At 73.9% G+C, this 26,827-nt stretch carries 26 protein-coding genes; 9 read left to right on the top strand and 17 right to left on the bottom strand.

Annotated elements, in window-relative coordinates; translation table 11 throughout:
* Positions 1-2: 2 nt before the first annotated feature.
* Entirely contained in the window at positions 3-1,097 is a 1,095-nt protein-coding gene (locus tag ACFYXE_RS09385; RefSeq protein ID WP_389311399.1) for a M20 family metallopeptidase, read from the bottom strand.
* Positions 1,098-1,256: 159 nt separating this feature from the next.
* On the bottom strand, positions 1,257-2,690 hold the full coding sequence (locus ACFYXE_RS09380; protein WP_389310618.1) for a dihydrolipoyl dehydrogenase family protein: 1,434 nt from the start codon (positions 2,688-2,690) through the stop codon (positions 1,257-1,259).
* Positions 2,691-2,853: 163 nt separating this feature from the next.
* Between ACFYXE_RS09380 and trxA the strand changes: the two genes are divergently transcribed.
* Entirely contained in the window at positions 2,854-3,240 is a 387-nt protein-coding gene (gene trxA / locus ACFYXE_RS09375; RefSeq protein ID WP_389310616.1) for a thioredoxin, read from the top strand.
* 30 nt (positions 3,241-3,270) lie between these two features.
* Here trxA and ACFYXE_RS09370 read toward each other — a convergent pair whose 3' ends face one another.
* Positions 3,271-4,305 carry a LacI family DNA-binding transcriptional regulator gene (locus ACFYXE_RS09370; RefSeq protein WP_389310614.1) on the bottom strand — a complete coding sequence of 345 codons (1,035 nt, stop codon included), beginning with the start codon at positions 4,303-4,305 and terminating at the stop codon, positions 3,271-3,273.
* A gap of 225 nt (positions 4,306-4,530) precedes the next feature.
* Here ACFYXE_RS09370 and ACFYXE_RS09365 point away from each other — a divergent pair, with 225 nt between their 5' ends.
* A complete protein-coding gene (locus ACFYXE_RS09365; protein ID WP_389310612.1) occupies positions 4,531-5,955 on the top strand; it encodes an amidase in 1,425 nt (474 codons plus the stop codon).
* Between the two features lie 17 nt (positions 5,956-5,972).
* Here ACFYXE_RS09365 and ACFYXE_RS09360 read toward each other — a convergent pair whose 3' ends face one another.
* On the bottom strand, positions 5,973-7,061 hold the full coding sequence (locus ACFYXE_RS09360) for a glycosyl hydrolase family 18 protein (RefSeq protein WP_389310610.1): 1,089 nt from the start codon (positions 7,059-7,061) through the stop codon (positions 5,973-5,975).
* A gap of 62 nt (positions 7,062-7,123) precedes the next feature.
* Here ACFYXE_RS09360 and ACFYXE_RS09355 point away from each other — a divergent pair, with 62 nt between their 5' ends.
* Positions 7,124-7,591, top strand: coding sequence for a type II toxin-antitoxin system PemK/MazF family toxin (locus ACFYXE_RS09355; protein WP_389310608.1), 468 nt, complete (start codon positions 7,124-7,126; stop codon positions 7,589-7,591).
* 48 nt (positions 7,592-7,639) lie between these two features.
* Here ACFYXE_RS09355 and ACFYXE_RS09350 read toward each other — a convergent pair whose 3' ends face one another.
* Complete coding sequence (locus tag ACFYXE_RS09350; RefSeq protein WP_389310606.1) at positions 7,640-8,497, bottom strand: TIGR02452 family protein; 858 nt, start codon at positions 8,495-8,497, stop codon at positions 7,640-7,642.
* 159 nt (positions 8,498-8,656) lie between these two features.
* On the opposite strand from ACFYXE_RS09350, the gene egtA reads away from it, so the two are divergent.
* The 4 genes from egtA to egtD are packed head-to-tail and all read left to right on the top strand — an operon-like array spanning position 8,657 to position 13,051.
* Positions 8,657-9,997 carry an ergothioneine biosynthesis glutamate--cysteine ligase EgtA gene (gene egtA / locus ACFYXE_RS09345; RefSeq protein WP_389310604.1) on the top strand — a complete coding sequence of 447 codons (1,341 nt, stop codon included), beginning with the start codon at positions 8,657-8,659 and terminating at the stop codon, positions 9,995-9,997.
* On the top strand, positions 9,994-11,337 hold the full coding sequence (gene egtB, locus ACFYXE_RS09340; RefSeq protein ID WP_389310602.1) for an ergothioneine biosynthesis protein EgtB: 1,344 nt from the start codon (positions 9,994-9,996) through the stop codon (positions 11,335-11,337). The genes egtA and egtB overlap by 4 nt, the downstream gene beginning before the upstream one ends.
* Positions 11,337-12,092, top strand: coding sequence for an ergothioneine biosynthesis protein EgtC (egtC, locus tag ACFYXE_RS09335; protein ID WP_389310600.1), 756 nt, complete (start codon positions 11,337-11,339; stop codon positions 12,090-12,092). Before egtB ends, egtC begins: the two co-directional genes overlap by 1 nt.
* Positions 12,089-13,051 carry an L-histidine N(alpha)-methyltransferase gene (gene egtD, locus ACFYXE_RS09330; protein ID WP_389310598.1) on the top strand — a complete coding sequence of 321 codons (963 nt, stop codon included), beginning with the start codon at positions 12,089-12,091 and terminating at the stop codon, positions 13,049-13,051. Before egtC ends, egtD begins: the two co-directional genes overlap by 4 nt.
* Before the next feature lie 45 nt (positions 13,052-13,096).
* Here the strand turns inward: egtD and ACFYXE_RS09325 are convergent, their stop codons facing one another.
* Positions 13,097-14,299 carry an extracellular solute-binding protein gene (locus tag ACFYXE_RS09325; RefSeq protein ID WP_389311397.1) on the bottom strand — a complete coding sequence of 401 codons (1,203 nt, stop codon included), beginning with the start codon at positions 14,297-14,299 and terminating at the stop codon, positions 13,097-13,099.
* A 290-nt stretch (positions 14,300-14,589) separates the two neighbouring features.
* Between ACFYXE_RS09325 and ACFYXE_RS09320 the strand changes: the two genes are divergently transcribed.
* Complete coding sequence (locus tag ACFYXE_RS09320) at positions 14,590-14,811, top strand: dodecin (RefSeq protein ID WP_361168163.1); 222 nt, start codon at positions 14,590-14,592, stop codon at positions 14,809-14,811.
* A 70-nt stretch (positions 14,812-14,881) separates the two neighbouring features.
* Here the strand turns inward: ACFYXE_RS09320 and ACFYXE_RS09315 are convergent, their stop codons facing one another.
* Positions 14,882-15,370, bottom strand: coding sequence for a hypothetical protein (locus ACFYXE_RS09315; RefSeq protein ID WP_389310595.1), 489 nt, complete (start codon positions 15,368-15,370; stop codon positions 14,882-14,884).
* A 101-nt stretch (positions 15,371-15,471) separates the two neighbouring features.
* Here ACFYXE_RS09315 and ACFYXE_RS09310 point away from each other — a divergent pair, with 101 nt between their 5' ends.
* Positions 15,472-16,476: an MsnO8 family LLM class oxidoreductase gene (locus ACFYXE_RS09310; protein WP_389310593.1), complete on the top strand. Its 1,005-nt coding sequence runs from the start codon at positions 15,472-15,474 to the stop codon at positions 16,474-16,476.
* A 153-nt stretch (positions 16,477-16,629) separates the two neighbouring features.
* On the opposite strand, the gene ACFYXE_RS09305 is transcribed toward ACFYXE_RS09310, so the two are convergent.
* From ACFYXE_RS09305 to ACFYXE_RS09260, 10 genes are all read right to left on the bottom strand, one after another.
* Entirely contained in the window at positions 16,630-17,871 is a 1,242-nt protein-coding gene (locus ACFYXE_RS09305; RefSeq protein ID WP_389310591.1) for an ABC transporter permease, read from the bottom strand.
* Positions 17,868-18,626, bottom strand: coding sequence for an ABC transporter ATP-binding protein (locus ACFYXE_RS09300; RefSeq protein ID WP_389310589.1), 759 nt, complete (start codon positions 18,624-18,626; stop codon positions 17,868-17,870). The genes ACFYXE_RS09305 and ACFYXE_RS09300 overlap by 4 nt, the downstream gene beginning before the upstream one ends.
* Positions 18,623-20,002, bottom strand: a complete 1,380-nt coding sequence (locus ACFYXE_RS09295) for a peptidoglycan-binding protein (protein ID WP_389310587.1) — start codon at positions 20,000-20,002, stop codon at positions 18,623-18,625. The genes ACFYXE_RS09300 and ACFYXE_RS09295 overlap by 4 nt, the downstream gene beginning before the upstream one ends.
* On the bottom strand, positions 19,999-20,595 hold the full coding sequence (locus ACFYXE_RS09290) for a hypothetical protein (RefSeq protein ID WP_389310585.1): 597 nt from the start codon (positions 20,593-20,595) through the stop codon (positions 19,999-20,001). Before ACFYXE_RS09290 ends, ACFYXE_RS09295 begins: the two co-directional genes overlap by 4 nt.
* Before the next feature lie 209 nt (positions 20,596-20,804).
* On the bottom strand, positions 20,805-21,332 hold the full coding sequence (locus tag ACFYXE_RS09285; RefSeq protein ID WP_389310583.1) for a flavin reductase family protein: 528 nt from the start codon (positions 21,330-21,332) through the stop codon (positions 20,805-20,807).
* Between the two features lie 9 nt (positions 21,333-21,341).
* Entirely contained in the window at positions 21,342-22,913 is a 1,572-nt protein-coding gene (locus ACFYXE_RS09280; RefSeq protein WP_389310581.1) for a tryptophan halogenase family protein, read from the bottom strand.
* Between the two features lie 53 nt (positions 22,914-22,966).
* A complete protein-coding gene (locus ACFYXE_RS09275; RefSeq protein WP_389310579.1) occupies positions 22,967-23,179 on the bottom strand; it encodes a ferredoxin in 213 nt (70 codons plus the stop codon).
* Between the two features lie 34 nt (positions 23,180-23,213).
* The gene (locus ACFYXE_RS09270) at positions 23,214-24,419 is read right to left on the bottom strand and encodes a cytochrome P450 (protein WP_389310577.1); all 1,206 of its coding nucleotides are present in this window, start codon (positions 24,417-24,419) and stop codon (positions 23,214-23,216) included.
* 8 nt (positions 24,420-24,427) lie between these two features.
* Positions 24,428-25,543 carry a cytochrome P450 gene (locus ACFYXE_RS09265; protein WP_389310575.1) on the bottom strand — a complete coding sequence of 372 codons (1,116 nt, stop codon included), beginning with the start codon at positions 25,541-25,543 and terminating at the stop codon, positions 24,428-24,430.
* 79 nt (positions 25,544-25,622) lie between these two features.
* Positions 25,623-26,816, bottom strand: a complete 1,194-nt coding sequence (locus tag ACFYXE_RS09260) for a cytochrome P450 (protein WP_389310573.1) — start codon at positions 26,814-26,816, stop codon at positions 25,623-25,625.
* Positions 26,817-26,827: the final 11 nt, after the last annotated feature.

Genomic DNA, 26,827 nt, shown 5'->3' with positions numbered 1-26,827 from the left:
GATCATCGCGTCGCCGCGTCCCCGTCCACGGGGCGCTCCGCGTCGCGCACCGCGCGGACGAGGCCGGTGACCAGCTTCGCCCGCTCCGTCATGGCGTCGACGACCAGGTACTCGTGGTCGGCGTGGGCGCCGCCGCCGACCGCGCCGAGGCCGTCGAGGGTGGGGACGCCGAGGGCGGCCGTGAAGTTGCCGTCGCTGCCGCCGCCGACCGCCCTGGCCTCGACGCCGGGGAGCAGCCGCTCGGCGAGCGCGAAGAGGCCGGCCGCCGCGGACTCCGGCATCGGCGGGCGGCCGACGGACCCGGTGACCGTGAGCCGCGCGCCGTCGAGGTGCGGGGCGAGGGACGCGAAGGCCGCCTCCACGCGGTCCTGCTCCGCCGCCGACTCGACGCGGACGTCGACGACGATCGTCGCCTCGGCGGGGACGACGTTGTCGAGCGTGCCCGCGGAGGCGACGGTCGGGGTGACGGTGGTGCCGAGCGCCGGGCGGCCCAGCGCCGCGATGGCAAGGACCTGGTGGGCCGCCTCGACCAACGCGTTGACGCCGGCCTCGGGTTCGAGGCCGGCGTGCGCGGCGCGGCCGGTGACGGTGACCTCGAACGTGCCGCAGCCCTTGCGGCCGGTCTTCAGGCCGCCGCCGTCCGCCGCACCCTCGAACACCAGGACCGTGCCGCAGGCGAGCGCCCGTTCCTCGATGAGGGCGCGGGAGGCGTGCGAGCCGACTTCCTCGTCCGCGGTCACCAGGATCTCCACGCCCGAGAGGTCGTCGAGTGCCGCGAGGCCGTGCACGGCCTGGACCAGGCCGCCCAGCATGTCGAAGACGCCCGGGCCGGTGGCGCGGCCGTCGGCGACGCGGAACGGTCGGCGGCCGAGGGTGCCGAGCGGGAACACCGTGTCGTGGTGACCGAGGATCAGGACCCGCGGCTCGCCCCCGCCCGACCAGTGGACGTGCGGCCCGGCCGGGCTCGCGACGAGCGCGGCGTGCCCGCCGAGCCGTTCCTCGACGACCCCGGCGACGGTCTCGGCCGACCGCTTCAGCGCCGCCGCGTCGCGGGACGGCGACTCGACCTCGACGAGTGTCCGCAGGTCCTCGATCATCGCGTCGACCTTCACGTCGACCGCCTGGTGCAGGGTCACGGCGCCAGCGTACGGGGGGCGGGTCGCCGCGGCGGAACGCAGGATCCGCCCCGGGGTGCGCGCGGGAGCCGCCGCTTCCGGCGGCCGCGCCTGGGGCCGGGGGCCGGGACACGTCCCCCGTCAGCCGCGGTACGTCTCCAGGAGCCGCAGCCACACCTCGCTGATCGTCGGATAGGCGGGGACCGCGTGCCACAGGCGGTCCAGGGGGATCTCGCCCGCCACTGCCATCGTCGCCGAGTGGATGAGTTCGCCGACGCCCGGGCCGACGAACGTGACGCCGAGGAGGACCTCGCGGTCCAGGTCGACGACCATGCGGGCGCGGCCGCGGTAGCCGTCGGCGTACAGGCCCGCGCCCGCGACACCGGACATGTCGTAGTCGACGGCGCGGACGCGGTGGCCCGCGGCCTCCGCCTCCGCGAGGGTCAGGCCCGCGGAGGCCGCCTCCGGGTCGGTGAAGACGACCTGCGGGACGGCGGCGTGGTCGGCGGTGGCCGCGTGGGCGCCCCAGCGGTCGCTCTCCAGGAGCGGGACGCCCTGGGCGCGGGCGGCGATGGCCGCGCCCGCGATGCGGGCCTGGTACTTGCCCTGGTGGGTCAGGAGCGCGCGGTGGTTCACGTCGCCGACCGCGTACAGCCAGTCGCTGCCCGCCACCCGCAGGCTCTCGTCGACGGGCAGCCACGAGCCCGGCTCCAGGCCGACGGTCTCCAGGCCGATGTCGTCCGTGCGCGGGGCACGGCCCGTGGCGAAGAGGATCTCGTCGGCCCGGAGGGTCGAGCCGTCGTCCAGGGTGGCCGTGACGGTGCCGTCCTCCCGCCGGACCGCGGTGACCGACACCCCGGAGCGGACCTCGGCACCCGCCTCGGTGAGTGCCTCGCGCACCAGCTCGCCCGCGAACGGCTCCATGCGGTCCAGCAGGCCGCCGCCCCGCACCAGCACGGTCACCTCCGACCCCAGCGCCTGCCAGGCGGTCGCCATCTCCACGGCGACGACGCCGCCGCCGACCACCAGGAGGCGGCCGGGCACCCGGTCGGCGCTGGTGGCCTCGCGGCTGGTCCACGGCTTGACGTCGGCGAGTCCCGGCAGGTCGGGCAGGGCGGCGCGGGTGCCGGTGCAGACGGCGACCGCGTGCCGGGCCCGCAGGGTGCGCGCCGTGCCGTCCGTGCCGGTGACCGTCACCTCACGGGTGCCCGCGATCCGCCCGTGGCCGCGGTACAGGTCGACGGCGACGCCCTCCAGCCAGCCGACCTGGCCGTCGTCCTTCCAGTGCGAGGTGTAGTCGTCACGGTGCGCGAGGACCGCGGAGGCGTCCAGCGGGCCCTGCACGGCCTGCCGCAGTCCGGGGACGCGGCGGGCGTCGGCGCGGGCGATGACGGGGCGCAGCAGGGCCTTGCTGGGCATGCACGCCCAGTAGGAGCACTCGCCCCCGACCAGCTCGCTCTCCACGATCGCGGCGCTCAGCCCGGCGGCCCGCGCCCGGTCCGCCACGTTCTCCCCCACGGGGCCCGCTCCGATGACTACTACGTCGTACGTACTGGCATCCGTCATATCCGTCATGAGGACAGTCTGTCGGCAGGTGTGCGCCGTGGCCACATGGGTACGCGCGCGGGACACGCCGATGTGCGCGCGGCCCGTTCGCGCGCGCTACCAGGCGGAATAGGACCGCACGATCGGCCGTTGTGCACAGCGGCCACGCCATACACAGGAAGTAGGACACACCATGAGCAGCGCCACCGTGGAGCTCACCAAGGAGAACTTCGACCAGACGGTCACGGACAACGGGTTCGTCCTGATCGACTTCTGGGCGTCGTGGTGCGGGCCCTGCAAGCAGTTCGCCCCCGTCTACGAGAAGGCGGCCGAGGAGAACCCCGACCTGGTCTTCGCCAAGGTCGACACGGAGGCCCAGCCGGAGCTGGCCCAGGCCTTCAACATCCAGTCCATCCCGACGCTGATGATCGTCCGCGACCAGGTGGCCGTGTTCGCCCAGCCCGGCGCGCTGCCCGAGGCGGCGCTGACCGACGTCATCGGGCAGGCCAGGAAGCTGGACATGGACGAGGTGCGCCGGCAGGTCGCCGAGGAGCAGGCCAAGCAGCAGCAGGGCGAGTAGGCCCGCGGCGGCTCCCGGAGGCCGTCCGGGTCAGCTGGACTCGCGGTGCACGACGTCCGCGCCGAGCACGTCGTGCACCTCGGGTTCCGCGCCGGGGTCGCGCACCACGCGGTCGACGAGCTCGGCCAGGCCGCGGCCGGACGGCAGCTCGATGCGGACGGTGCTCAGGCGGGGCCTGAGCAGGCGGCCGAGCATCAGGTCGTCGGTGCCGATCACGGCGATCTCGTCGGGGACGCGGATGCCCTCGTCCTGGAGGGCGCGCATCAGGAGCATCGCGTATTCGTCGTTGTAGGCGAACACGGCCTCGGTCCCGAGGGCGCGGCAGCGGGCGGCGACCCGGGCCGCGGACTCCTCGTCGTAGGCGAGCGGCAGCTCGGTGACCGAGGCGTCCGTGGTGCGTGCGCTCTCCACGGCCTGGCGGATGCCTTCGAGGCGGGGCTGCGAGAAGTGCTCCAGGCCCGGCTCCTCCGGGACGACCACGCCGATGCGGCGCCGGCCGCGGGCCAGCAGGTGCAGCGCGGCGGCCTCGCCGACCCTGCGGCCGTCCATCAGCAGGGCGTGCGCGCCCTCGACCCGGTGCGGGCCGAGCGTGAAGACGGCGCGGGCGCCGGAGCGCTTGAGGACGGTGACCCCGCGCGGATTGAGCGCGGACGCGTCGGGGGCCAGGACGGCCACCGGGCGCAGCTCGGCCCAGGCGCGTGCGGCGTCCTCACCGGTCAGGCCGAGGCTGGCGTACTGCACGACGGTGTAGTCGAGGCGGCTGAGCGCCCACTGCAGCTCGTTGAAGAAGCGGCTGAAGAGCGGGCCCATCGGGATCTCCGAGGTGGGCATGAGCACCATCCGGCTGTGTCCGGCGCGCAGGCTGCGGGCGGCGGCGTGCGGGACGTAACCCAGCTCCCTGGCGGCCTCGTGCACGCGGCGGCGGGTGGGTTCGCTGATGCGGACGGCGCTGGTGTTGTTCAGGACGTACGAGACGGTCGCGCGCGAGACCCCCGCCAGGCGGGCGACGTCGGCGCTCGTCGGCACGGAGCGCTGCGGGGGCTGCTGCTTCGGTATCTGCACCATGACATGGGCATCCTTGCAGACGTGCGCGGGGTGTCCGCGGGCGGGCGGTGCGGCGCACCCGGGCGGCGCGGGGCGCGCGCCCCGGTTCCGGATCGCGCGGGAACGTCCCGGATCGCCCCGGGCGGGCCCGTGACCGGCCCGGCGTGAACTTCCCTGCGCGCGTTCCGCGTTGACCTACTCGCCGGTTAACCTCGGGCACCCGTCGTCGAGCGAAGGTGTCCCCACATGACTGCCGACCGTGCCGAAGGCCTGGCGCGCACCGCCCGCGCGCTGGCCGCGGGCGAGGTGTCCTCGCGTGCGCTGACCGAGCGGACGCTGGCCAGGATCGAGGCGTCGCAGCCCGTGCTCAACGCCTTCAAGCTGGTGCGGGCCGAGGCCGCGCTCGCCGAGGCGGACGCCGCCGACCGGGAGCTCGCGGCGGGCGGTGCCGCCGCGCGGCCGCTGCTCGGGGTGCCGCTGGCCGTCAAGGACGACATGGATGTGGCGGGTGAGCCGACGGCGTTCGGGTGCCGGGGTGATTTCCCGCCGAAGACGGCGGACTCGGAGGCGGTGCGGCGGCTGCGGGCGGCCGGGGCCGTGATCGTCGGCAAGACCAATACGTGCGAGCTGGGGCAGTGGCCGTTCACCGAGGGACCCGGCTTCGGCGACACCCGCAATCCCTGGCACACCGGCCACACTCCCGGCGGCTCCTCGGGCGGTTCGGCGGCCGCGGTCGCCGCCGGGCTCGTCCCGGCGGCGCTGGGCTCCGACGGCGCGGGCTCGGTGCGGATCCCGGCCGCCTGGACGCACCTGGTGGGGATCAAGCCGCAGCGCGGGCGGATATCGACGTGGCCCTGGCCCGAGGCCTTCCAGGGCATCACCGTGAACGGGCCGCTGGCCAGGACGGTCGAGGACGCCGCGCTGCTCCTCGACGCGGCGAGCGGCAACCACGCGGGCGACCTGCACCGGCCGGTGGCGGTGCGGGCCGCCGAGGCCGCGACCCGCGAGCCGGGACGGCTGCGGATCGCCCTCTCGCTGCGGATGCCGTTCACCGCCACGTCCAAGCATCTGCACCCGGTGGTGCGCGACCGGGTGACGACGCTCGCGGACCGGCTCGCCGGACTGGGGCACGACGTGACGGAGGCCGACCCGCGCTACGGCCAGGTCGGCCTCGCGTTCGTGCCCCGCGCCACGGCGGGCGTCGCGGAGTGGACCCGGCAGGTGCCGGACGTCTCGCTCCTGGACCGGCGCACGCGTGAAGCGGCCCGCATGGGGCGGCTGCTGGGCGGCGCGCCGCTGCGCCTCGCCCGCCGCTCGGAGGCCGCGCTGCACCGCAGGGTGGGGGCCGTGTTCTCGACGTACGACGTGGTGCTCGCCCCGACGACGGCCGCTCCCCCGCCGCGCGTCGGGACCCTCGCCGCGATGAACGGCTGGCGCACCGACCAGGCGATGATCGCCGCCTGCCCCTACGCGTGGCCGTGGAACGTCCTGGGCTGGCCGGGCGTCAACGTGCCCGCGGGCCGCACCCCGGGCGGGCTGCCGGTCGGCGCCCAGTTGCTCGGCCCGGCCGGCAGCGAGCCGCTGCTGATCTCGCTGGCCGCGCAGTTGGAGGCGGACCGGCGGTGGCACGAGCAGTGGCCGGCGCCGGTGCCGGACGCGGCGGCCGCTTAGCCGGGCCGCCGCCGGGGTCAGGAACGGGCCAGTTCCCGCCACAGGTTCGGGTCCTCGAAGCCGAGCGCCCACAGCACGGTGTGGCGCACCCCGTAGCGCCGCAGCACGGGCAGGTGCGCGGCGGTGCCGCGGGCGTCCTGGTACCAGACCGTGCGCCGGGTGCCGCCGTCCTCGTACGTGAAGTGCGGGGTGCGGGACGTGGGGTCGATGCGGTAGGGCGCGCCGACCTTGCGGCGCAGCGCCTCCGCCTCCAGGGAGGTCACGTGCCGGGCCCGGTCGCGCTTGCCGACGGCCCAGTCCCAGCCGTAGGCGGGCAGCCCCATCTCCAGCTTGTCGCGCGGCACTTCGGCGGTGGCGCGGCGCAGGATCTCGTCGTACCAGGCGGGGGTGGACAGGGGGCCGGGCGAGCCCTCGGCCCAGTGCAGGTTGTACGCCATGACGCGCAGCCGGTCGGCCGCCGCGCCGAGGCGCCGGTAGTCCCAGACGCGGCCGGTGCCCGCGGTCTTCGGCGAGACGGTGACGACGCACTGCTTGCGCAGGGCGTGGAGGCGGCGGCAGAGGTCGGTGACCAGCGTGGCATAGCCGTCCCTGACCTTCTCGTACGCGGCGTCGCCGGTCGGCGCGATCGACTCGTAGTCGAGGTCGATGCCGTCGTAGGCACGGCTGCGCACGACCTTCAGCAGGGTCTCGACGTGCGTGGCGCGGCGTCCCGGGTCGGTGACGACGGCGGCGAGCGCCCCGCGCGGCAGGGTCTCCATGACGGTGGGCACGACCTTGATCCCCGCCCGGTGCAGTCCGTCGACGATCCGCCGTGAGCCCGCGCCGCCGTGCAGGTCGACACGCCCGGCCGACTTCATCCGGTACCAGAAGGGGCTGACGGTGTGCAGCTGGTCGGCGTGCCGCAGGGCGATCTTGTACGCGTTCTCCTGGTCCCAGTACGGCAGCCAGGCGGAGACGGTGCGGGGCGGCGCGGCCGCACCGGGCGCGGACACGGGCCGCGGGGCGGGACCCGCGGGGTCGGAGGCCGCGGGCAGCGGTGCGAGCACCGCGCCGGCGACGGCGAGGACGGCGAGGGTCCGGGCGTTGCGCAGGCGTCGTAGCAGCATGGCCCGAGCCTGCGGGTCATCGGGCGGTCCCGCTCAGCGGATTGGGCCGGACAGGTCCTACGGTGATCTCCGTGACTGCCTTCATCGAAGACCCCCACACGTCCGACACGCCCGGCCGTTCGGGCGCCACCGCGACCACCGAGGCCGCGCCCCGCGAGGTGGGCCGGGTCCGCACCGAGTACGCGCCCGACCGTGACGGCGACCCCGATCCCGGCGAGATCGTCTGGACGTGGGTGCCCTACGAGGAGAACGACGGGCGCGGCAAGGACCGGCCCGTGCTGGTCGTCGCCCGCGAGGCCGCCGGGACGCTGCTCGCCGTGCAGCTGTCCAGCAAGCGGCACGACGGCGACCGTGAGTGGGTGCCGATCGGCAGCGGTCCGTGGGACCGGGCGGGCCGGGACTCCTGGGTGGACATCGACCGCGTGCTGCGGGTGCACGAGCGCGGGATGCGGCGGGAGGCCTGCGCGCTGGACCGCATGCGGTTCGACCTCGTCGTGCTGCGCCTGAGGGAGCGCTACGGCTGGCGGTGACGGGCCGTCCCGGGCGCCCGGGACCCTGAGGGGCAGGGGGTCCGGGGTCTACGAGTGGCGCTCGGGCCCGTCCCGGCCGACGCTGAAGTGGTGTCCGAACGCCTCCTCGAACGCGCCACGGGTCACCGCGCCCTTCGTGCGGTCGAGCACCCCGAACACGACGTGCGCGAACTGCCCGGCGAACCGCCCGCCGTCGCCGAGCAGGGCCCGGAAGGCGCCCGCCACCTGCGCCGGGTCGTTCATGAACACTCCGCAGCCCCACGCGCCGAGCACCAGACGGCGGTAGCCGCACGCCGCCGCCGTCTCCAGGACCCGCTCGGCGCGGGCGGCCAGCGCCCGCTCGATCCCGGCCGTCCGCCCGGGTGTCCTGCGGCGGATCACTCCGGCGTTCGGCGCGGCCGAGGTGAGGAAGCCGACGGTGTACGCGCGGTCGAGGAGCGTCCCCCGGTCGTCGCGGAAGACCGGGACGCCGGGCGAGTGGATCACGCGGTCGGTGTAGAACGGGTCGCGGTCCGCGCGGTGGTGGGCGTAGAACTGCGGCGCCTGGAGCAGACAGGTGTAGAGCGCGGAGGCGCGGCACAGCGCCTCCTCCTGGGCCTGGGCGCCGTTCAGATAGCCGCCGCCGGGGTTGCGGGCCGACGAGAAGTTGAGCACCGCAACGGGTGTGTCGTCCGCGGCCGTGAGCCTGCGGGCGGCCTCCTGGCTGCTCTCCCCCGTGACCTCGACGACGGTGGGCACGGGCGCGCGGGGCGCCGCCTCCACCGGCTCCGGGCCGAACATCCGCGTCCCGGCACGGGCCGCCGCCACCGCGTCCGCGATCGTGATCCGCCCGCCCGGCGTGTCGTACGCCCCGGCCGCGACGATGCGCTCGGTCTCCCGTGCCTGTCCGCGCAGCCTGGCGCTCACATCCGCTCCCCCGTGCCGTCCATGAACGCATGGTGAGCGGGGTGTGTCGGGCCGCGCAACAGAAATTCGCGGTACGAGAACGGCCTGAGGGGCACTCTTGTGCAGATGCCCGCGAAGGTTTTGGGTGTGACGAGCAGAACCGGATGGAAGGATCCCCGCATGCCAGAGGGAGACTGTACGAAACACCGCACCACGCACCCCACAAGGGCGCGGGACACGGTGTCCGAGGCCGAGGTGGAGGCGCTGGTGCGCGGCATCTGCTTCAAGACCGGGCCGCCCCGCACCACCGGCGTGGAACTGGAGTGGCTCGTCCACGAGCCAGGACTGCCCCACCTGCCCGTGCCCACCGCCCGTCTCGAAGCGGCCTACGCCGCACTGCGGGACCTGACCCTGCACTCGTCCGTCACCGTCGAACCCGGCGGCCAGCTGGAGCTCAGCTCGCTCCCCGCCCCCTCTCTGACGGAGTGCATCTCGGCCATGGAGGCCGATCTCCGCGTCGTGCGCGACGTGTTGCGTTCCCACCACCTCACCCTCAGCGGCGTCGGCGCCGACCCGTGGCGTCCGCCGGCCCGGATCCTGCGTGAGCCCCGCTACGACGCGCTGGAGTCCTGCCTGGACCGCGGCGGCCCCGCCGGACGCCGCATGATGTGCTCCACGGCGTCCGTGCAGATCTGCCTGGACGCCGGGTACGAGGAACCGGGTCCGCTCGGCTACGCGAGGCGCTGGCGCCTGGCGCACCTGCTCGGTCCCGTCCTGGTCGCCGCGTTCGCCAACTCGCCGCTGCAGGACGGCCGTCCGACCGGCTGGCGGTCCACCCGGCAGGCCGTGTGGGCGGGCATCGAACCCGGCAGGTCGGGCGCCCCGCCGCTGGACGGGGAGCCGCGCGAGGTGTGGGCCAGGCACGCCCTGGACGCGCCCGTCATGTGCGTCAAGAGAGGCCCCGGCGAGGGCCCGTGGAGCGTTCCGGACGGGCTGACGTTCCGGTCGTGGGCCCGGGCGGGCGCGGCCCGCAGACCCACCCGCGACGACCTCGCCTACCACCTGACCACGCTGTTCCCGCCGGTCCGTCCGCGCGGCCACCTGGAGTTGCGCATGGTCGACGCGCAGCCCGGCGAGGACGGCTGGATCGTGCCGCTCGCCGTGACGAGCGCGCTGTTCGACGATCCGGAGGCGACCGAGACCGCCTACCGCGCCGTCAAACCGCTGGCCGAGCGGTACGGCCCCGCGGGCTCGCCCGCGGCGCCGCACAACCCGCTCTGGCTGGACGCGGCGCGCCACGGCCCCGCCGACCCCGAACTGCGCGAGGCCGCCGTCCTCTGCTTCGCCGCCGCCGTCGACGCGCTGCCCCGGATGGGCACGCCCGGCGCCGTGCGGGACGCCGTCGCGACGTTCGCCGACCAGTACGTGGCGCGCGGCCGCTGCCCGGCCGACGACCTGCTGGACGACCTGCGGGAAGCCCCGCTCCCGCAGGACATACCTGGAAAGGACGCCCGCCCATGACCGGCCCCACCGCCGACCCGGAAGCCCTGCGCGAGCGCGCCCTTGCCGCGCTCCTGGCCGCCCGGGACCGCACCACCCTCCTCACCGGCTGTGTGGAGGAGTCCGAACTGACGGCGCAGCATTCGCCGTTGATGTCGCCGCTGGTCTGGGACCTCGCGCACATCGGCAACCAGGAGGAGCAGTGGCTGCTGCGCGCGGTCGCGGGCCGCGACGCGATGCGGCCCGAGATCGACCCGCTGTACGACGCCTTCGAGCATCCCCGCGCCGAGCGGCCGAGCCTGCCGCTGCTCGCCCCGGGCGAGGCCCGCGGCTATGCCGCCGAGGTGCGGGGCCGGGCGCTCGACGTGCTGGAGAAGACGCCCTTCCACGGCACTCCGCTCACCGACGCGGGCTTCGCGTTCGGGATGATCGCGCAGCACGAGCAGCAGCACGACGAGACGATGCTCATCACCCACCAGCTGCGCACCGGCCCCACCGCCCTCACCGCGCCGGACCCGCCGGCCGGTGACCCGTACACCGGGCCCGCCGAAGTGCTGGTGCCCGGCGGCCCGTTCACCATGGGCACCTCCACGGAGCCCTGGGCCCTGGACAACGAACGCCCGGCGCACCGCCGCCTGGTCCCGCCCTTCTACATCGACACCACCCCGGTGACCAACGCCGCCTTCCAGCTGTTCATCGAGGACGGCGGCTACGAGCGGATGCGCTGGTGGGATCCGGCGGGCTGGGCGATGGTCCACCGGAACGAGCTCCGGGCGCCGCTGTTCTGGCGCCGCGAGGGCGGCCAGTGGCTGCGCCGGCACTTCGGCACGCTCGAACCGGTGCCCGCCGACGAGCCGGTGCTCCACGTGAGCTGGTACGAGGCCGACGCGTACGCGCGCTGGGCCGGCCGGCGCCTGCCCAGCGAGGTCGAGTGGGAGAAGGCGGCCCGGCACGACCCGGTGGCCGACCGGTCGATGCGCTACCCGTGGGGCGACGCGGACCCCACGCCCGAGCGCGCCAATCTGGGCCAGCGCCATCTGCGCCCCGCCCCGGCCGGGAGCTATCCGGCCGGGGAATCACCGCTGGGCGTGCGCCAGTTGATCGGTGACGTGTGGGAGTGGACGTCCAGCGGATTCCTGCCCTACCCGGGCTTCTCCGCCTTCCCCTACCGGGAGTACTCCGACGTCTTCTTCGGCGGCGACTACAAGGTGCTGCGCGGCGGCGCCTTCTCCGTCGACGCGGTGGCCTGCCGCGGCACGTTCCGCAACTGGGACCACCCGGTGCGGCGGCAGATCTTCTCCGGGTTCCGCACGGCCCGTGACGCCGGGCCCGCCGAGGCCGCGGATCCGGGAGGTCGCTGATGTGCCGTCACCTCGCCTATCTGGGACCTCCGGAGCCGCTGGGCGCCCTTCTCGTGGCGCCCGCGCACAGCCTGTTCCGCCAGTCGTGGGCACCGAGGATGCAACGGCACGGCACCGTCAACGCCGACGGTTTCGGCGTGGGCTGGTACGCCGAGGACGACCCGGCACCCGCACGCTACCGCCGCCCGGGGCCCGTCTGGGGCGATCCGTCCTTCGCCGACCTGGCCCGGGTGGTGCGCTCCGGCGCCTTCCTCGGCGCGGTGCGCGACGCGACCGTGGCGGGTGCGGACGGGGAGGCCGCGGCGGCGCCCTTCGCCGCCGGTCCCTGGCTGTTCAGCCACAACGGCGCGGTCACCGGCTGGCCCGGCTCGCTCGCCGCGCTCGCCCGGGACCTGCCGCCCGCCGAGCTGCTCTCGATGGAGGCGCGCTGCGACTCCGCGCTGGTGTGGGCGCTGGTCCTGCACCGGCTGCGGCGCGGCGACGAGGAGGGGCAGGCCCTCGCGGACACCGTCCTCGACGTCGCGGCGGCCGCGCCGGGATCGCGCCTGAACCTGCTGCTCACCAACGGCGATACGATCACCGCGACGGCCTGGGGCGACACCCTCTGGTACCGCGCGGAGCCCGGCCGCCGCACGGTCGTCGCCTCCGAGCCCTACGACGACGACCCGCACTGGCGCGAGGTGCCGGACCGCACCCTGCTCGCCGCCAGCCGCACCGACGTACTGCTGACCCCGCTCAAGGAGCCCCCCGCGTGAGCCCGTTCCTGCTGACCCGCACCCTGCCCGAGGACGCGACCGGCGCCGCACTGCGCGCCGACGTGCTGCAGGGCCTGACCCACACCCCGAAGTCCCTGCCGCCCAAGTGGTTCTACGACGCGCGCGGCAGCGCCCTCTTCGAGGAGATCACCACCCTGCCCGAGTACTACCCGACGCGTGCCGAGCGGGAGATCCTGGTCGCCCGGGCGGACCTGATCGCCCGGATCACCGGCGCGCGCACCCTCATCGAGCTGGGCTCGGGCTCCTCGGAGAAGACCCGGCACCTGATCGACGCGCTGTCCGCCCTGCGCACCTACGTGCCCGTGGACGTCAGCGAGAGCGCGCTGACCGGCGCCGCGAACACCCTGATCGCGCAGCGGCCCGCGCTCGACGTGCACGCCCTGATAGCCGACTTCACCCGCGGCCTCGCGCTGCCGGGGACGCCCGGCCCGCGCCTGGTCGCGTTCCTCGGCGGCACGGTCGGCAATCTGCTGCCCGCCGAGCGTGCCGCGTTCCTCTCCTCGGTGCGCGGGCTGCTCTCCCCCGGCGACGCGCTGCTCCTCGGCACGGACCTGGTCAAGGACGAGTCGGTGCTGGTCTCGGCCTACGACGACCGGACGGGGGTCACCGCCGCGTTCAACAAGAACGTCCTGTCGGTGATCAACCGTGAGCTCGGCGGGGACTTCGACCCGGACGCCTTCGAGCACGTCGCCGTCTGGGACCGCGAGCGCGAGTGGATCGAGATGCGGTTGCGTTCCACGGCCGACCAGACGGTGAAGGTCCACGCGCTCGACCTGGCGGTCGACTTCACCGCGGGCGAGGAGCTCCGTACGGAGATCTCGGCGAAGTTCCGCGAGGACGGCGTGCGCGGTGAACTGGCCGCGGCGGGTCTTGAGCTGGCGCACTGGTGGACCGACGAGCGCGAGCGCTTCGCGCTGTCGCTGAGCACGGTGGCGTAGTTCCGGCCGGCCCCACCACGGCTGTGGTGGGGCCGGGCCCCGGCGTCACATGCCGAACGCGTCCAGCGTTTTGGTGATCCGGCGCGAGGCCTTGCGGGCCTCGGTCGCCGGGTCGCCGCCCGTCAGGACCTTCGTCATGTAGCCCTTGATCGGGTTGTCCGCCTCGACGCCCGCCCAGCGCGGCGAGTTGGGCGTCGCCCGGCCGTTCGCGGCGCCGACCGCCATCGCGGCGACGCCTTCCTCGTCGGCGACCGCGGGGGCCAGCTTCGCCTTGTTCGGCACGTAGTTCATGGTCCGCGCGAGGTCGGTCTGCCACTTCTTGCCGGCGAGCGCCTCGATCACCTCCACCGCGCCCTTGTGGTCGTCGCTGTGCTCGGGCACCACGAGGTCGGAGCCGCCGGTGAAGACCGCGCCGGGCTTTCCGGCCTTCTTGCCGGGGATGGGGAAGTAGCCGAGCCTGCCCTTGAGCTCCGGGTTCTTCTCCTCGATGGCGCGGGCCGCGCCCGGCACCGCGACGATCTGCGCGACGTCGCCGCCCGCGAACACCCCGGCCTGCGCGGGGTGCTCCTCGTCCGCGTCGCGCGGGCCCTGGCCCAGCGCCTGCAACTGCCGGTAGAACTCCATGCCGCGCAGCGCCGCGGGGGTGTGCAGGCTGCCGCGCCAGTCGCCGGACGACTTCTTGGTCTCCGTGGCGAGGTCACCGCCCTCGTCCCAGATGAACCCGGCGAGGGTGTACCAGTCCTGCCCGGCGAGGTAGATGCCCTGCTTTCCGCCGGAGTTGAGCTTCCGGGTGGCCGCCAGCCACTCCTCGCGCGTCCGCGGCGGCTTCGTGATGCCCGCCGCGGCGAACAGGTCCTTGTTGTAGATGACCACGCGGTTGGCGGCGTACCAGGGGATGCCGTACTGCGCGCCGCGGTAGCTCCCCGGCTCGGCGAGGCCGGGCAGCCAGTCCTCCTTGCCGAGGTCGCGGGCGGACTCCAGCGTCAGGTCGTACAGGCCGCCCTCGTCGACGTACTGCGCGACCTGGGTGTTGCCGACCTCGATGACCTCGGGTCCGTCGCCGCCCTCCTCCTTGAGGGCCTTCTTCACCTTGGCGCCGATGCCGGTCCACTCCTGGATCCGGATGTCCAGGTCGATGTCGTCGTGCTGCTTCTCGAAGTCCTCCGTGAAGCGCTCGACGAACTCGGGCGACGCGCTGCCCTTCATCAGCCAGACCGTGACGGTCCTGCTGTCGTCGCCCGGCAGCATGCCGCAACCGGCGGTCAGGACGGTGGCGGACAGGGCGAGGGCCAGGGCCGTGGCGGCGCGGCGGTGCGGCTTCACGTGGGTCACTTTCTTCCTGCGGACAGGGGAAGGTCAGCCCGACGCGGGGGGTGAGCTCGGTGCTCGAACGGGTACTGGCTGGATTTTGGTATGTACCAATGAGCCGGTCAAGGGGGGTACGCCACCTCGCGCGGACGGACGGGCTGGGGCACCGTGGAGTGACGGCACTCCACGGCGTCGTACGACGTCACCCGACGGCCCGGAGGAACATCCTCATGTCGAACCACACGTACCGCGTCACCGAGATCGTCGGCACCTCGCACGAGGGCGTCGACCAGGCGATCCGCAACGGCATCACGCGCGCCTCCCAGACGCTGCGCTCCCTGGACTGGTTCGAGGTCACGCAGGTCCGCGGGCACATCGAGAACGGGGAGATCCAGCACTACCAGGTGGGCCTGAAGGTCGGCTTCCGCCTGGACGACGACGCCGAGGTCTAGACACCCGGGCGGAGCTCGGGACGACTCGGCGCCGCCGGGGTCCGCGGGCGAGCCCCTCGGTTCCCTCCGCTCAGGTACGGCCCTCGCGCTCCTGGGCGTCCTTCAGGGAGTCCGACGGGGCGGCCCAGCGTGCCCGCACGACGGTGAAGCCCGCGCGTTCCGCCTCGTCGCAGACCAGCTCGTCGTCGTCGACGAGCATCCGGACCTCCTGGGTGCGGGCGATCTTCCGCAGGATCTCCAGCTTGGTGCGGCGGGCGGGGCGGCGGTCGTCGTTGCGCCGCATCCAGATCCGTCCCTGCGGCAGCCCCTGGCGCGCCAGCCAGTCCACCGTGTCCGCGCGGCACCGCTCGGGGCGGCCGGTGAGGTAGCCGACCTCGCACTCCCGGGCGCTCTCCAGGGCCAGGGCGACTCCGCGGGGCAGCGGCGGGTCCTGCGCCGCCGCCGCGAAGAACCCGTCCCAGTCGCGCGGGGCGCGCGTGAGGAAGTGCTGGCGGTGCGCGGTGTCCGCGAGCGTGCCGTCCAGGTCGAACACGGCCAGAGGTCTGTTGTCTTCGGTCACCGCGCCAGCCTAGGAGCGGCGTGCCACGGTCCGCGCGGCGGGCCGGTGCCGGTCGGCACCGGGGCCGGGAATCCTGGCGGCCCGCAGGCGTTGAACCCTGTGTGAGCTCAGTGATCGCATCAACCCGGTTCTCCGTCCTCGACCGTTCGCGCACCCGGGAGGGGCACGACGGGCCCGAGGCCCTGCGCGACACCGTCCGCCTGGCCCAGGACCTCGAGGCGCTCGGCTACCACCGCTTCTGGGTCTCCGAGCACCACGGCGTGCCCGGCGTCGCGGGCTCGGCGCCCACGGTCCTCGCGGCCGCCGTCGCGGCGGCCACCCGCACCATCCGGGTCGGCACCGGCGGCGTGATGCTGCCGAACCATCAGTCGCTGGTGGTGGCCGAGCAGTTCGGTGTGCTCGCCTCGCTCTTCCCCGGCCGGATCGACATGGGCCTGGGCCGGTCGGTCGGCTTCACCGACGGGGTGCGCAAGGCGCTGGGGCGCGACAAGCACGACGCGGAGGACTTCGAGGGCCGGATCGGCGAGCTGCTCGGCTGGTTCCTCGGCACGTCCGGCACGGGGGTACGGGCCCGCCCCGCCGAGGGCCTGTCCGTACCGCCGTACGTGCTGGCGATCGGCGAGGGCGCGGGCATCGCCGCCCGGGCGGGCCTGCCGCTGGTCATCGGGGACATCCGGGGCCGCGAGAAGATGCTGCGCGGCATCGAGGAGTACCGGGCGGGGTTCCGGCCCTCCTCCTGGCTGGCCGAGCCGTACGTCGTGATCTCGGGGAGCGTCGCGGTGGCCGGGGACGAGGCGGCGGCGCGGCGGCTGCTCGTGCCGGAGGCCTGGTCGATGGCGTACTCCCGCACGCACGGCACGTTCCCGCCGCTGGCACCGGCCGAGCGCGTGGAGTCGCTGGCGATGACCGGGAAGGAGCGCGGCTTCTACGAGTCGGGGCTGCGCGGGCACGTGTACGGCACCGAGGAGCAGGTCGCCGGCGAGCTGGAGCGGGTGATCAAGGAGAGCGGTGCGCAGGAGGTCCTCGTCACGACGAGCACGTACGACCGGGCGGGGCTGCTGGACTCCTACCGGCGGCTGGCCCGTCTCGCGGGTCTGACGGCCTGACGCGGTCCGGGGTCCCGCCCGCGTCGCGCTCCGGGATCGGCCCGGAGGCGGCGCGGGCGGGCGCGGTACCCCCCTGGCACGGGGGACGGGTCCAGCGGGAGCACCGCGGTCCCGGGGCCGTCGCGGGTGCCTCTCGCGCGGGCACCGGTGGTCTCACGTCGTCGCCAGCGCCTCGGTCGGGGGCAGCCGGGCCGCGCGGACGGCCGGGTAGAAGCCGGCCAGACCGCCGATGACCAGCGTGGCGCCGACGCCGCCCGCCATCGCCCAGACCGGCACGACGGACGGCCAGCCCTGGTAGGCGGCGTAGCCGCCGGTGACGGCGATGCCGAGCAGGACGCCGCCGACGCCGCCGAGGGCGGACAGGAGCAGCGCCTCGGCCAGGAACTGGGTGCGGATCTGGCCGCGGGTGGCGCCCAGCGAGCGGCGCAGGCCGATCTCCGAGCGGCGTTCGAGGACGGAGATGACCATGGTGTTGGCGACGCCGACGCCGCCCACGAGCAGGGCCACGCCGCCGAGGCCGAGCAGCAGGCCGCTGAGGGCGTCGTCGGTGGCTTCCTTGGCGGCGAGCGCGTCGGAGGGCCGCGAGACGTTGGCCTCGTTGGGGTTCTCGGGGTTGGTGGTGGCGCCCAGAACGGCCTGCACGTCGTCCACGGCCGACTCGTCGGCACGCGTGAAGATGGTCGTCGGCGAGCCGTCGAAGCCCAGCTCGCTCTCGGCGACGGGCCAGCCCACCAGGGCGGCCGAGTCGAGCGAGGGCACGAGTTCGTTGGCGGCGAGCAGGCCGACGACGGTGAACCAGCGTCCGCCGAGCCACACCTTCACGTCCTCCCCCGCCCGGTGGACGCCGAGTTGCTCGGCGGCCTTGGGCCCGAGGACCACGGCGGGGTAGCGGCTGTTGGCGGCGTTGAGCCAGCGGCCGTCGACGATCTTCGCGCCGACGGACTCCGGCAGATCCGTCCGCGCCGCCGAGACGTTGAGGCCGCCGGTCTCCTCCTTGGGCGTGCGGTCGCTGCGGTAGACCTTGGCGTCGGTCTTGCCGAGGGCGGACACCGAGTCGACGTCCTCCATGGCGGCGATCATGCCGACCGACTCGGCCGGCAGGTGCGCCTCGCCGCCGCTGAAGTCCTGCCCGGGCGTCACCGTCAGGAGGTTGGTGCCCAGCGCCTGCAGCCTGCGGTCGAGGTCCTCGGTGGAGGAGGTCGAGATGCCGACCACCCCGACCATCGCGGCGATGCCGATGGCGATGCCGAGCGCCGAGAGGAAGACCCGCATCGGGCGCGAGCGCAGCCCGGAGCCGCCGACCCGCAGCACGTCGGCCGGGTTCATCCGGGCCGGTTTCGGCCGCCGCGGCGGCTCGGCGGCGGCGGACCGCTCCAGCTCCCTGATCGTGCTCATCGCACGGCCTCCTGGGGGACGAGGGCGGTGGAACCGCCGTAGGAGGCGGCCTGCGAGTCGTGCTCGACGCGGCCGTCCTTGACGCGCACCTCGCGGGGCAGGGTCGCCGCGATGTCCCGGTCGTGGGTGATGACCACCACGGTCGTGCCGGCCTCGTGCAGCTCGTGCAGGAGCTCGATCACCACCGCTCCCGACCGCGAGTCCAGTGCGCCGGTCGGCTCGTCGGCGAGGAGCAGCGGCGGGTCGCCGAGCACCGCGCGGGCGATGGCCACCCGCTGCTTCTCGCCGCCGGACAGCTGGTGCGGGTGGTGGTGGAGCCGGTGGCCGAGCCCCACCCGGCGCAGCGCCCGCTCGGCGAGACGGCGGCGCTCGCCGCGGGACCGGCCGCTGTAGAGCAGCCCGTCCGCGACGCTGTCCAGCGCCGGTACGCCGAACGCCAGGTGGAACTGCTGGAAGACGAAGCCGACGGTCTCGGCCCGCAGCGCGGACAGTTCACGGTCGGTGAGGTCCGCCACGTCGTGCCCGTCGATGCGGACCCGGCCCGCCGAGGGGCGGTCCAGGGTGCCCATGATGTTGAGCATCGTGGACTTGCCGGACCCCGAAGGGCCGACGATGGCGAGGAGTTCGCCGCGCCGGATCAGCAGGTCGGCGCCGCGCAGGGCGGCCACGTCCCCGTACGTCTTGGAGACCCCGGTCAGCTCGACGACCGGCCGGTGCGGGGCGGGCGCGGGGAGCTCCGCGCCGGTCGGGGTCATTTGGGGACCCCCACGACGGTGCCTTCCTTGATGCCGGTGCCGGACACCTCGACCTTGCTGTCGGCGAACATGCCGAGTTTGACCGGGCGGTGGGCGGTGCTGCCGTCGTCGGCGACCACCTCGACCGCGTAGCCGCCGCCGCGCTGCGCGACCAGGGCGGCCACCGGGACGACGAGGACGTCCTTGCGGGACTCGGCCTTCAGCGTGACCTGGACGGCGGCGGCCTGGTAGCGGCCGAGGCCCTTCTGGTCCTTGACGGTCAGCTCGACGGGCAGGGTGGCCTTGTCGTCGGAGTCCGCGGACCCGGAGTCGCCGGAGCCGCCCGACGCGTCGTCGCCCTGCGAGGTCGAGGGCGACCCGACGTCCGTCACCGTGCCCTGGACGGTCGTGTCGTCGGGCAGTTGGACGGTGGCCTTGGTGCCCTTCTCCACCAGGTCCTCGAACTGCACGTCGAGGTCGACGCTGACGATCCGCTCGGTGCCGGTCCAGGTCAGCACGGCGCCGCTGAGCGCGGCGCCCGGCGAGGCCTTCACGTCGGCGACGCGCCGGGCCCCGGAGGCGACCACCGCGTCCCCGGCCGCCACGGTGCCGGTCTCCTTGCGGTCCAGGTCGTCCTGCCAGTCCTTGACGGCCTCGGCGGTGGCCGAGTCGTAGGTGTCGTCGACGGTGAAGCCCTTGTGGCCGAGGGCGCGGAGGTTCTTCTCCAGCATCCTGACGTCGTCGCCCTCGCTGCCCGGCTCCAGGGTGCGGTAGAGCGGGAACGATCCGTACAGGAGCGGCACGCGCTGCTGGTCGACGCGGTAGACGGTGTCGCCCCGCTCGACCACCTTGCCCTCCTCGGGCACCCAGGTGACGATGCCGTCGCCGGAGCCGCCGTCCTGGCCCGCGCCGTCGTTCTGCGGGCTCTGCCCGCCGTCGGTGCCGGTCGCGGAGCCGGGGGTCTGCACGGTGGTCGCGTCGCCGTAGCCCAGGTTGCCGTCGACGGTCTCGGTGTCGGTGAGCGTGGTGCGCTCCACCGTGGCCGTGGCGGGTGGTCCCGCGGGCGCGGAGCCCGCCGGGTCGTCGCCGTCGCCGCCGATGGTGCCGGTGGCGGCGACGCCGGCCGCCGCGGCCACGGCGATCGCGGCGAGCACGATCAGGGAGGTGCGCAGCGGGCGGCGCCTGCGACCGGTGCCCGCAGGGGGCTCCGGCTCGTCCCGTTCCCGCACCGACGCGGTGTCGGGCGCGGGCGAGGTGTCGAGTTCCCGGGCGGGGCCCTCGGCCGTGTCGAGGGACCCGGACCGCGGGGCCGGCACCTCGCCGGAGCCGCGGCGTTCCAGCGCGCCCGACGACTCGCCCGGCCCCGGCGGCGCTTCGGTCTCGTCGCGGCTGGTCACTGGGGGACTCCTCCCCCTTGACCGTTGTTCATCATCATGCCGCCGCCCGGGTACTTGCTCTGGCAGGTGCCCATGGCCTTGGTGAAGTCCGCGTTGCCCGGGGTGATGCCGGTGCCGTTGATGTCGATCTTCATGTTGCTGCCCTCGATCTCCGGGTCGGGGAACTTGGGCAGCCCGTTCGTGCGCAGGCACTTCGCCCAGTCCGCGACCTTCTTCGAGTCGAGGGCGGCGCCGCCGCCCCCGCCGCCGAGCCCCTGCGGGGCCTTGTCGCGGCAGGCCTCCTCGGCCTTCTTGTACGACTCGGAGTCGACGTCGACGCCCTTTCCGGGGGTGAGCCGGACGCCGCCGGTGTCCTGTTGCGGGTCGGGGTAGTCGCCCGCCCCGTTCTCGCGCATGCACTTGGAGTACGCGAGGCCCTGGTCGAACGGGCTGGTGGGCGAGGCGGAGGGGTCCCCGCCGTCGTCCGACGAGGCGGCCTTGGAGTCGCCCGAGCAGCCCGTCAGGAGGATTCCCGAGACGAGGGCGGAGGCGGCGACGAGTGCGGGTGCGATGGCTCGCTTGCGGGCCGACGCCCGCCGGTGTGTGGTGAACATGGCCCAACTTCTACGCGGCGGCCGGTCACACGGCGGACACAAAGCCGGGCGTCCGCACAGTGCCCTGACACCTGCCGATTCGGCGCCCGGGCAGGCCGGAACGGCCGCGGGCGCGAAGCGCGCGGCCGTTCCGGTTCCCCGCGGTGCGGGGGCCCGCGACCTCTCAGTTCTCGGCGCGCCGCAGCGGCGGCGCCAGCACGGAGGTCGAGTCACCTCCCGGGTCGGGGCGCGGCGGCGCGTTCACCGGCCTCGGCCGGTACGCCCGGGGCCAGTTCGCCGTAGCGCCGGAAGCCGTACAGCAGGGCGCTGTCGTGCGGGAAGCGTTCGACGGACCGCACCTCTCCGACGACGATCATGTGGTCGCCGGAGGCGTGGGTGCGCTCGACGGTGCACTCGGCGACGGCGTGGGCCGCCTCGATCAGGGCCGGGCTGCGGGTGCGTGCGGCCGGCCGCCAGGCGACGCGCTCGAAGCGGTCGGGGGCGCCCGACGCGAAGAGCGCGGCGACCCAGTCGGCCTCCCCGTGCAGCAGGTTGACGGCGAACGCCCCGCTGGCGAGGACGGCCCCCAGGGTGGGGCTGCCGCTGCGCAGGCAGGTCAGGAGGGTCGGCGGGCGCACGCTGAGGCTGCACAGCGCGGAGCACGTCATGCCCCGGGGCGCCGCGCTGCCGTCCCGGGCGGTCACGACCGACACTCCGGTCGGGAACGCCGCCATCATGTCGCGGAACTCGGTGTCCATGCCCCTCGCTCACACCCCGTCGCGCATGCGCCGGAAGTACTCGTTCTGCGTCGGCAGGGTGCGGACCAGTTGCCGCGCCTTGTCCTTGATCGCCTGGAACTCGGCGAGCGCGTCCTTCTCGTCCACCAGGTCGAGGGCGGGCGAGGGCCGGACGGGGATACCGCCGGTGCCGAGCAGGATGCAGTTGTACGAGTAGGGCGGCAGGCCGTGGTAGCGCGGGTAGACCGTGCCGGTGTCGGGGACCTTGCTCTCCCACAGGGCGAGGCGCTCGGCGAGCGCGTCGGGCACGGCGCGGGTCTTGGTGTCCCGCCAGTACTGGTTGTCCGCCCGCTTCGCGCCGCGGTAGTGCAGGACGAGGAATTCGCGTACGCCGTCCATGACGTTCATCAGCGCGCTGTTGTACTGCTCGCGCAGCGGCCGGTCCCAGTCGGTGGCCGGGTAGTACTTGACGAGTTGCTCGATCGCGTAGTGGATGAAGAAGATCCCGGTCGACTCCAGCGGCTCGACGAATCCGCTGGACAGGCCGACGGCCACGCAGTTGTTGACCCAGGAGCGGCGGCTGCGGCCGATGCGCATCCGGATGTGGTTGGCGGGCACGTCGGCCGCGGCGGGTCCGACGAAGTCGCGCAGCGTGCGCTCGGCCTCCTCGGGTTCGAGGTAGTCGCGTGCGTAGACGTAGCCGGTGCCGATGCGGCTGATCAGCGGGATCGTCCAGATCCAGCCCGCATCGCGGGCGGTGGCCGTGGTGCAGGGCCGCAGCGGCTCCTTGTCCATGTCCATGGGCACCTGGAGGGCGACCGCGCTGTCGTTGGGCAGCGTGTCCTGGTAGGACACGAAGGGCTCGTCGAGCGCCTTGTTGATGAGCAGGCCGCGGAAGCCGGTGCAGTCGACGAAGAGGTCGCCCTCGATGCGGCCGTGTTCGGCGCTCTGCACGTGCGTGATCCAGCCGCGCTCGTCGAGGCCGACGTCCACGACGTTGTCGACGACGTGCCGCACTCCGCGCCGGGTGGCGTACGTCGTGAGGTACTTGGCCAGCAGGTGGGCCTCGAAGTGGTAGGCGTAGGGGAACTGCGCGCCCTGGTACTCGGCGATGGTGTTGGGCAGCGCCTCGCCCGTCTCGCTCTCGACGAAGTCCTGCTCCAGGAGGCGGTTGTCGAGGTGGCGGGGGCTGCGGTTGGCGTCGATCACCGAGCCCATCACGAAGCAGTCCACGTCGAACCGGTCGCTGGTGGGGTGGCGCAGCCACCAGTCGGTGAGCGGGAACCCCTTGACCGACCTGAGCTGCTCGAACGGGTGGTAGAAGTGGTGCCCGGGCTCGCGCCAGTCCTCGAAGCGGACCGCCAGTTTGTACGTGGCGTTGCAGGCCGGCATCCAGTCCCGTTCGGCGAGGCCGAGGAACTCGAAGAAGTGCCTGATGTCGCTGAACGTCGCCTCGCCGACGCCGATGGTGCCGACGTCCGCCGACTCCACCAGCGTGATCCTCACCCGGTCGCCGAAGGCCGCCGTCAGATAGGCGGCCGTCATCCAGCCGGCCGTGCCGCCGCCGACGATGACGACGTCGCGTACAGGAGCATGCGTCATTTCCCCACCCCACATTGATGATTGAGCCTGAGCACCGATGCACTCGGCCGGGCCTAGCGGCCGCGGTCGTCCCGGCCGTCCAGCGTGATCGCCCCGGTCGGGCACCGGGCGGCCGCGTCGCGCAGCGCGGCGGCCGGGCCGGTGCCGGGGCGGGCCGCCTTGAGCAGCACCTTCCCGTCGTCGTCCGACTGGTCGAAGACGGCGGGCACGTAGCTCATGCACAGGCCGGAGCCCGCGCACCTGCCGCGATCGACTCGCACCTCCATGTCTGTCTCCCCCTCTCGCCGGTCCTGCCCGGGTTCACCAGGCGACCGGCAGCCGTTCCACCCCGTAGGCGGTCGAGCGGACGCGGAACTCGACGTCCCGCACGGGCACCGCGAGCCGCAGCCCGGGAAAGCGTCCGAGGAGCGCCGCGTACGCGACGCGCAGTTCCATCCGGGCCAGTGCGGCGCCGATGCAGTGGTGGATGCCGTGCCCGAAGGCGACGTGCGGCACGGGTTCCCGCGTCAGGTCGAGCCGGTCGGGTTCCGCGGTCAGCGCCGGGTCGCGGTTGGCCAGCGGGATCGAGCAGACGACGGTGTCCCCGGCCCTGATCAGCCGTCCGCCGAGCGTGACGTCCTCGACGGCGGTACGGGGCGTGGGCGCGTGCGGCACGGACAGGTAGCGCAGCAGTTCCTCGACGGCCCGGTCGAGGGCCGCGGGGTCGTCGCGCACCAGGGCGAGCTGTGCGGGGTTCTCCAGGAGCGCGAGGGCGCCGAGGCCGAGCATGCCGGAGATGTTGTCGAGGCCGGCGAGCATCAGCAGGATGCAGATGCCCCGGAGCTCCTTGTCGGTGAACTCGCTGCCGTGGTCGCGCACCAGCATGCCGAGGAAGCCCTCGTCGGGGTCCTCGCGCTGCCGGGCGACCAGGGCGGCGAGGTAGCGGGTGAACGCCGATCCTGCGGCGGTGCGTTCCTGGCGGTCGCCGCCGGTGGCCAGGTGGGCGTGGCAGCGGCGCAGGAAGTCGTCCCGGTCGTCGCGGGGCACGCCGATCAGTTCGCACAGGACCGGGCCGGGAACGGCGGACGCGAACAGCCCGGCCAGGTCGGCGGGTTGCCCGGCGTGCTCCATGGCGTCGAGGCGTTCGGCGACGATGGCCTCGATGCGCGGCTGGAGGCGGCGCATGCGGCGGACCGTGAACTCGGGGGTCAGCATCTTGCGCAGCCGGGTGTGCTCGGGCGGGTCGTAGTCCATCAGGAGGCCGACGCCCTCGTCGGGCCGCTCGTCGGCGGCGCCGGCCGGGGTGCGCGAGCCGAAGCGGCGGCGGGTGGAGAACCGGACGTGGTCGCCGAGGACCGTGCGCACCTCGCCGTGCCCGGTGACCAGCCACAGGGGGCTGTCGCCCGCGCCGGGCGCCAGGCTGACACGGGTGACGGGCCCGTCGGCGGCGATCCCGCGGAGTTCGTCGGCCGGGTCGAAGTGGCTGCGGCGGGTGTGCAGCGGCAAGGGTGCGCTCTCGTGCGGCATGTCGCCCCCTACCAGGCCACCGGCAGGTTCTCCACGGCCTTCGACGTGAAGCGGAGTGCGTCGCGCGGCACGGCGAGCCGCACCCCGGGGAACCTGCGCAGCAGCTGCTCGAGGGAGACGCGCAGTTCCATCCTGGTCAGCGGGGCGCCCAGGCAGTAGTGGATGCCGTGTCCGAACGCCATGTGACCGCTGTTGTCGCGGGTGATGTCGAGGGGTTCCTGCGGCTCGCCGGGTGAGCGGGTGTTGTTGGCGCCGAGCAGTGAACAGGCCACCGGCTCGCCCGCCTTGACCACCTTGCCGGCGACGGTGACGTCCTCCAGCGCGGTGCGCGGCGAGGCGTGCGAGATGATCGAGACGCTGCGGATCAGCTCCTCCACGGCGTGGTCGATGAGGTCGGGGCGCTCCTTGAGCAGGGCGAGCTGCCCGGGGTTCTCCAGCAGCGCGAGGATGCCGAGGCCGAGGGTGCCGCCCACGTTCTGGATCAGGGAGGCCAGGAGCGTGGCGGCGGTGCCGGTGAGCTCCGCGGGGGTGAGGTCGGTGCCGTGCCGCTGGATGAGCCGGCCGAGGAGGTCCTCGCCGGGGTCGCGGCGCTTTCGTGCCGTGAACTTGCTCAGGTACACCAGGTAGGAGTTGCCCGCCGCGTCGCGCTGGTCCCGGTCGGGGTTGTCGACGCGGTTGGTGTCGAGGTGGCGGGCCAGTTCGGCCTGGTCGTCACGGGGGATGCCGAGCATCGCGCAGCCGATCAGGCTGGTGGTGGGCCACACGAAGTGCGGGACGAGGTCGATGGGCTGGGCCGCGCCCTCCAGGGCGTCGAGGCGCTCGGTGACGATGCCCTCGACCAGGGGCTGCAGCATGCGTACCCGGCGCAGCGTGAACTCGCCCGTCAGCATCTTCCGTAACCGGGTGTGCTCGGGCGGGTCGTAGTGCAGGAGGTTGCCGGGCTGCACGAGCCGCCGGGAGTCCTCGATGTTGTCCGCGGGCGGCAGCGTGGTGAACCGGTCGGAGTCGCCGAGGATCGCCCGCACCTCCTCGTATCCGGTGGCGAGCCAGGCGCGCTCCAGGGTGCCGGGAGGGGTGGTCTCGACGAGCGGTGACTGTTCGGTTTCGTCCAATGGCTTCGGCATTCTCGTATTCCTTTCGCCCCTTGCACACGAGTCTGAATTTCGCTGCGCGCAGCCGTCAAGGATGTCCAGAAAGCCGCGCTCACCAGTCCACGAGAAGTTCGTCGACGCCGTAATTGGGCGTCCAGGTACGGAATCGGATCTCTTCGGCGGGCACCGCCACGCGCAGTGCCGGGAATCGGTCGAGGAGTGCCCGCAGGGCGATGCGCAGTTCCACCCGGGCCAGGACCGCGCCCAGGCAGTGGTGGACGCCGTGGCCGAAGGAGAGGTGCCCGGAGTTGTCGCGGGTGAGGTCGAGCGTGTCCTGGGGGACGCCGTCGACCGGGCCGCGGCTCACGCCGAGCAGGGAGCAGATCACGGACTCCCCCGCCCTGATGAGGTGCCCGCCGACGGTGACGTCCACCAGGGCGGTGCGGGGTGTGGCGTTCTGCACCGACGAGACGTAGCGGATGAGTTCCTCCACCGCCGAGTCGAGCAGGTCGGGGCGTTCCCGGAACAGGGCGAGCTGGTCGGGGTGGGCGAGCAGGGCCAGCGGGCCGAGCCCCAGCATGCCGCCGATGTCCTCCAGGCCCGACCCCATGACGGCGGCGGCCATGCCCGTCAGTTCCTCGTCGGTGAGGTCGTCGCCGTGCCGCCGGATCAGCATGCCGAGCAGGTCGTCGCCGGGATCACGGCGCTTCTGCCGCACCAGCCTGCCCATGTAGGTCATGTACGCGTTGACGGCGGCCCGTTGCCGTTCCCGTTCCTCGCGGCTGGTGTGCCGGCCGAAGCCGGTGCCCGTCCTGCTGATGTTCAAGTTGCGGGCGAGTTCGGCCGCGTCGTCGCGCGGCACGCCGAGCAGCGCGCAGCCGACGAGACCGGGGATGGGCCAGGCGAAGTGCCGGATGAGGTCGGCGGGCCGGCCCGCGCCCTCCAGCGCGTCGAGGCAGTGCGCCACGATCTCCTCGATGAAGGGTTCCAGCCTGCGGATCCGCCGGAGGGTGAACTCGGGCGTGAGCATCCGGCGCAGCCGGGTGTGGTCGGGCGGGTCGTACTGGCGCAGGTTGCCGACCTCGATCTGCCGCGGCCCGCCGCTCCTGCCGTCGTCGGGCGGGAGCATGCTGAACCGGTCGTCGCCGAGGACGGCCCGTACCTCGTCGTAGCCGGTGGCGAGCCAGTGGCGGTTCGGGGTGTGCCCGCCGGTGTCCAGTTCCACGAGCGGTGTGTGCGCGTTCAGTTCGACGAGTTCGGGTACGGGTTCTATGCCGTCCCTGCGGGTGTGCGCGGAGGTACTCACTGCCTTTGTCA

This window comes from Streptomyces sp. NPDC002564, from assembly GCF_042889645.1.
In the GTDB taxonomy this organism is placed as follows: Bacteria; Actinomycetota; Actinomycetes; order Streptomycetales; family Streptomycetaceae; genus Streptomyces.
Note: the sequence above shows the minus strand (reverse complement) of the source record. Positions and strands in the feature narration are given on the sequence as shown.

Coding starts and splice junctions, on each gene's coding strand:
- egtB (WP_389310602.1), top strand. CDS start 9,994: ATGACCGGCCCCACCGCCGACCCGGAAGCCCTGCGCGAGCGCGCCCTT.
- ACFYXE_RS09370 (WP_389310614.1), bottom strand. CDS start 4,305: ATGGTGCAGATACCGAAGCAGCAGCCCCCGCAGCGCTCCGTGCCGACG.
- ACFYXE_RS09290 (WP_389310585.1), bottom strand. CDS start 20,595: ATGTTCACCACACACCGGCGGGCGTCGGCCCGCAAGCGAGCCATCGCA.
- ACFYXE_RS09280 (WP_389310581.1), bottom strand. CDS start 22,913: ATGACGCATGCTCCTGTACGCGACGTCGTCATCGTCGGCGGCGGCACG.
- ACFYXE_RS09300 (WP_389310589.1), bottom strand. CDS start 18,626: ATGACCCCGACCGGCGCGGAGCTCCCCGCGCCCGCCCCGCACCGGCCG.
- ACFYXE_RS09320 (WP_361168163.1), top strand. CDS start 14,590: ATGTCGAACCACACGTACCGCGTCACCGAGATCGTCGGCACCTCGCAC.
- ACFYXE_RS09360 (WP_389310610.1), bottom strand. CDS start 7,061: ATGCTGCTACGACGCCTGCGCAACGCCCGGACCCTCGCCGTCCTCGCC.
- ACFYXE_RS09385 (WP_389311399.1), bottom strand. CDS start 1,097: ATGATCGAGGACCTGCGGACACTCGTCGAGGTCGAGTCGCCGTCCCGC.
- ACFYXE_RS09285 (WP_389310583.1), bottom strand. CDS start 21,332: ATGGACACCGAGTTCCGCGACATGATGGCGGCGTTCCCGACCGGAGTG.
- egtC (WP_389310600.1), top strand. CDS start 11,337: ATGTGCCGTCACCTCGCCTATCTGGGACCTCCGGAGCCGCTGGGCGCC.
- ACFYXE_RS09365 (WP_389310612.1), top strand. CDS start 4,531: ATGACTGCCGACCGTGCCGAAGGCCTGGCGCGCACCGCCCGCGCGCTG.
- egtA (WP_389310604.1), top strand. CDS start 8,657: ATGCCAGAGGGAGACTGTACGAAACACCGCACCACGCACCCCACAAGG.
- trxA (WP_389310616.1), top strand. CDS start 2,854: ATGAGCAGCGCCACCGTGGAGCTCACCAAGGAGAACTTCGACCAGACG.
- ACFYXE_RS09325 (WP_389311397.1), bottom strand. CDS start 14,299: ATGCTGCCGGGCGACGACAGCAGGACCGTCACGGTCTGGCTGATGAAG.
- ACFYXE_RS09380 (WP_389310618.1), bottom strand. CDS start 2,690: ATGACGGATATGACGGATGCCAGTACGTACGACGTAGTAGTCATCGGA.
- ACFYXE_RS09265 (WP_389310575.1), bottom strand. CDS start 25,543: ATGCCGAAGCCATTGGACGAAACCGAACAGTCACCGCTCGTCGAGACC.
- ACFYXE_RS09270 (WP_389310577.1), bottom strand. CDS start 24,419: ATGCCGCACGAGAGCGCACCCTTGCCGCTGCACACCCGCCGCAGCCAC.
- ACFYXE_RS09275 (WP_389310579.1), bottom strand. CDS start 23,179: ATGGAGGTGCGAGTCGATCGCGGCAGGTGCGCGGGCTCCGGCCTGTGC.
- ACFYXE_RS09305 (WP_389310591.1), bottom strand. CDS start 17,871: ATGAGCACGATCAGGGAGCTGGAGCGGTCCGCCGCCGCCGAGCCGCCG.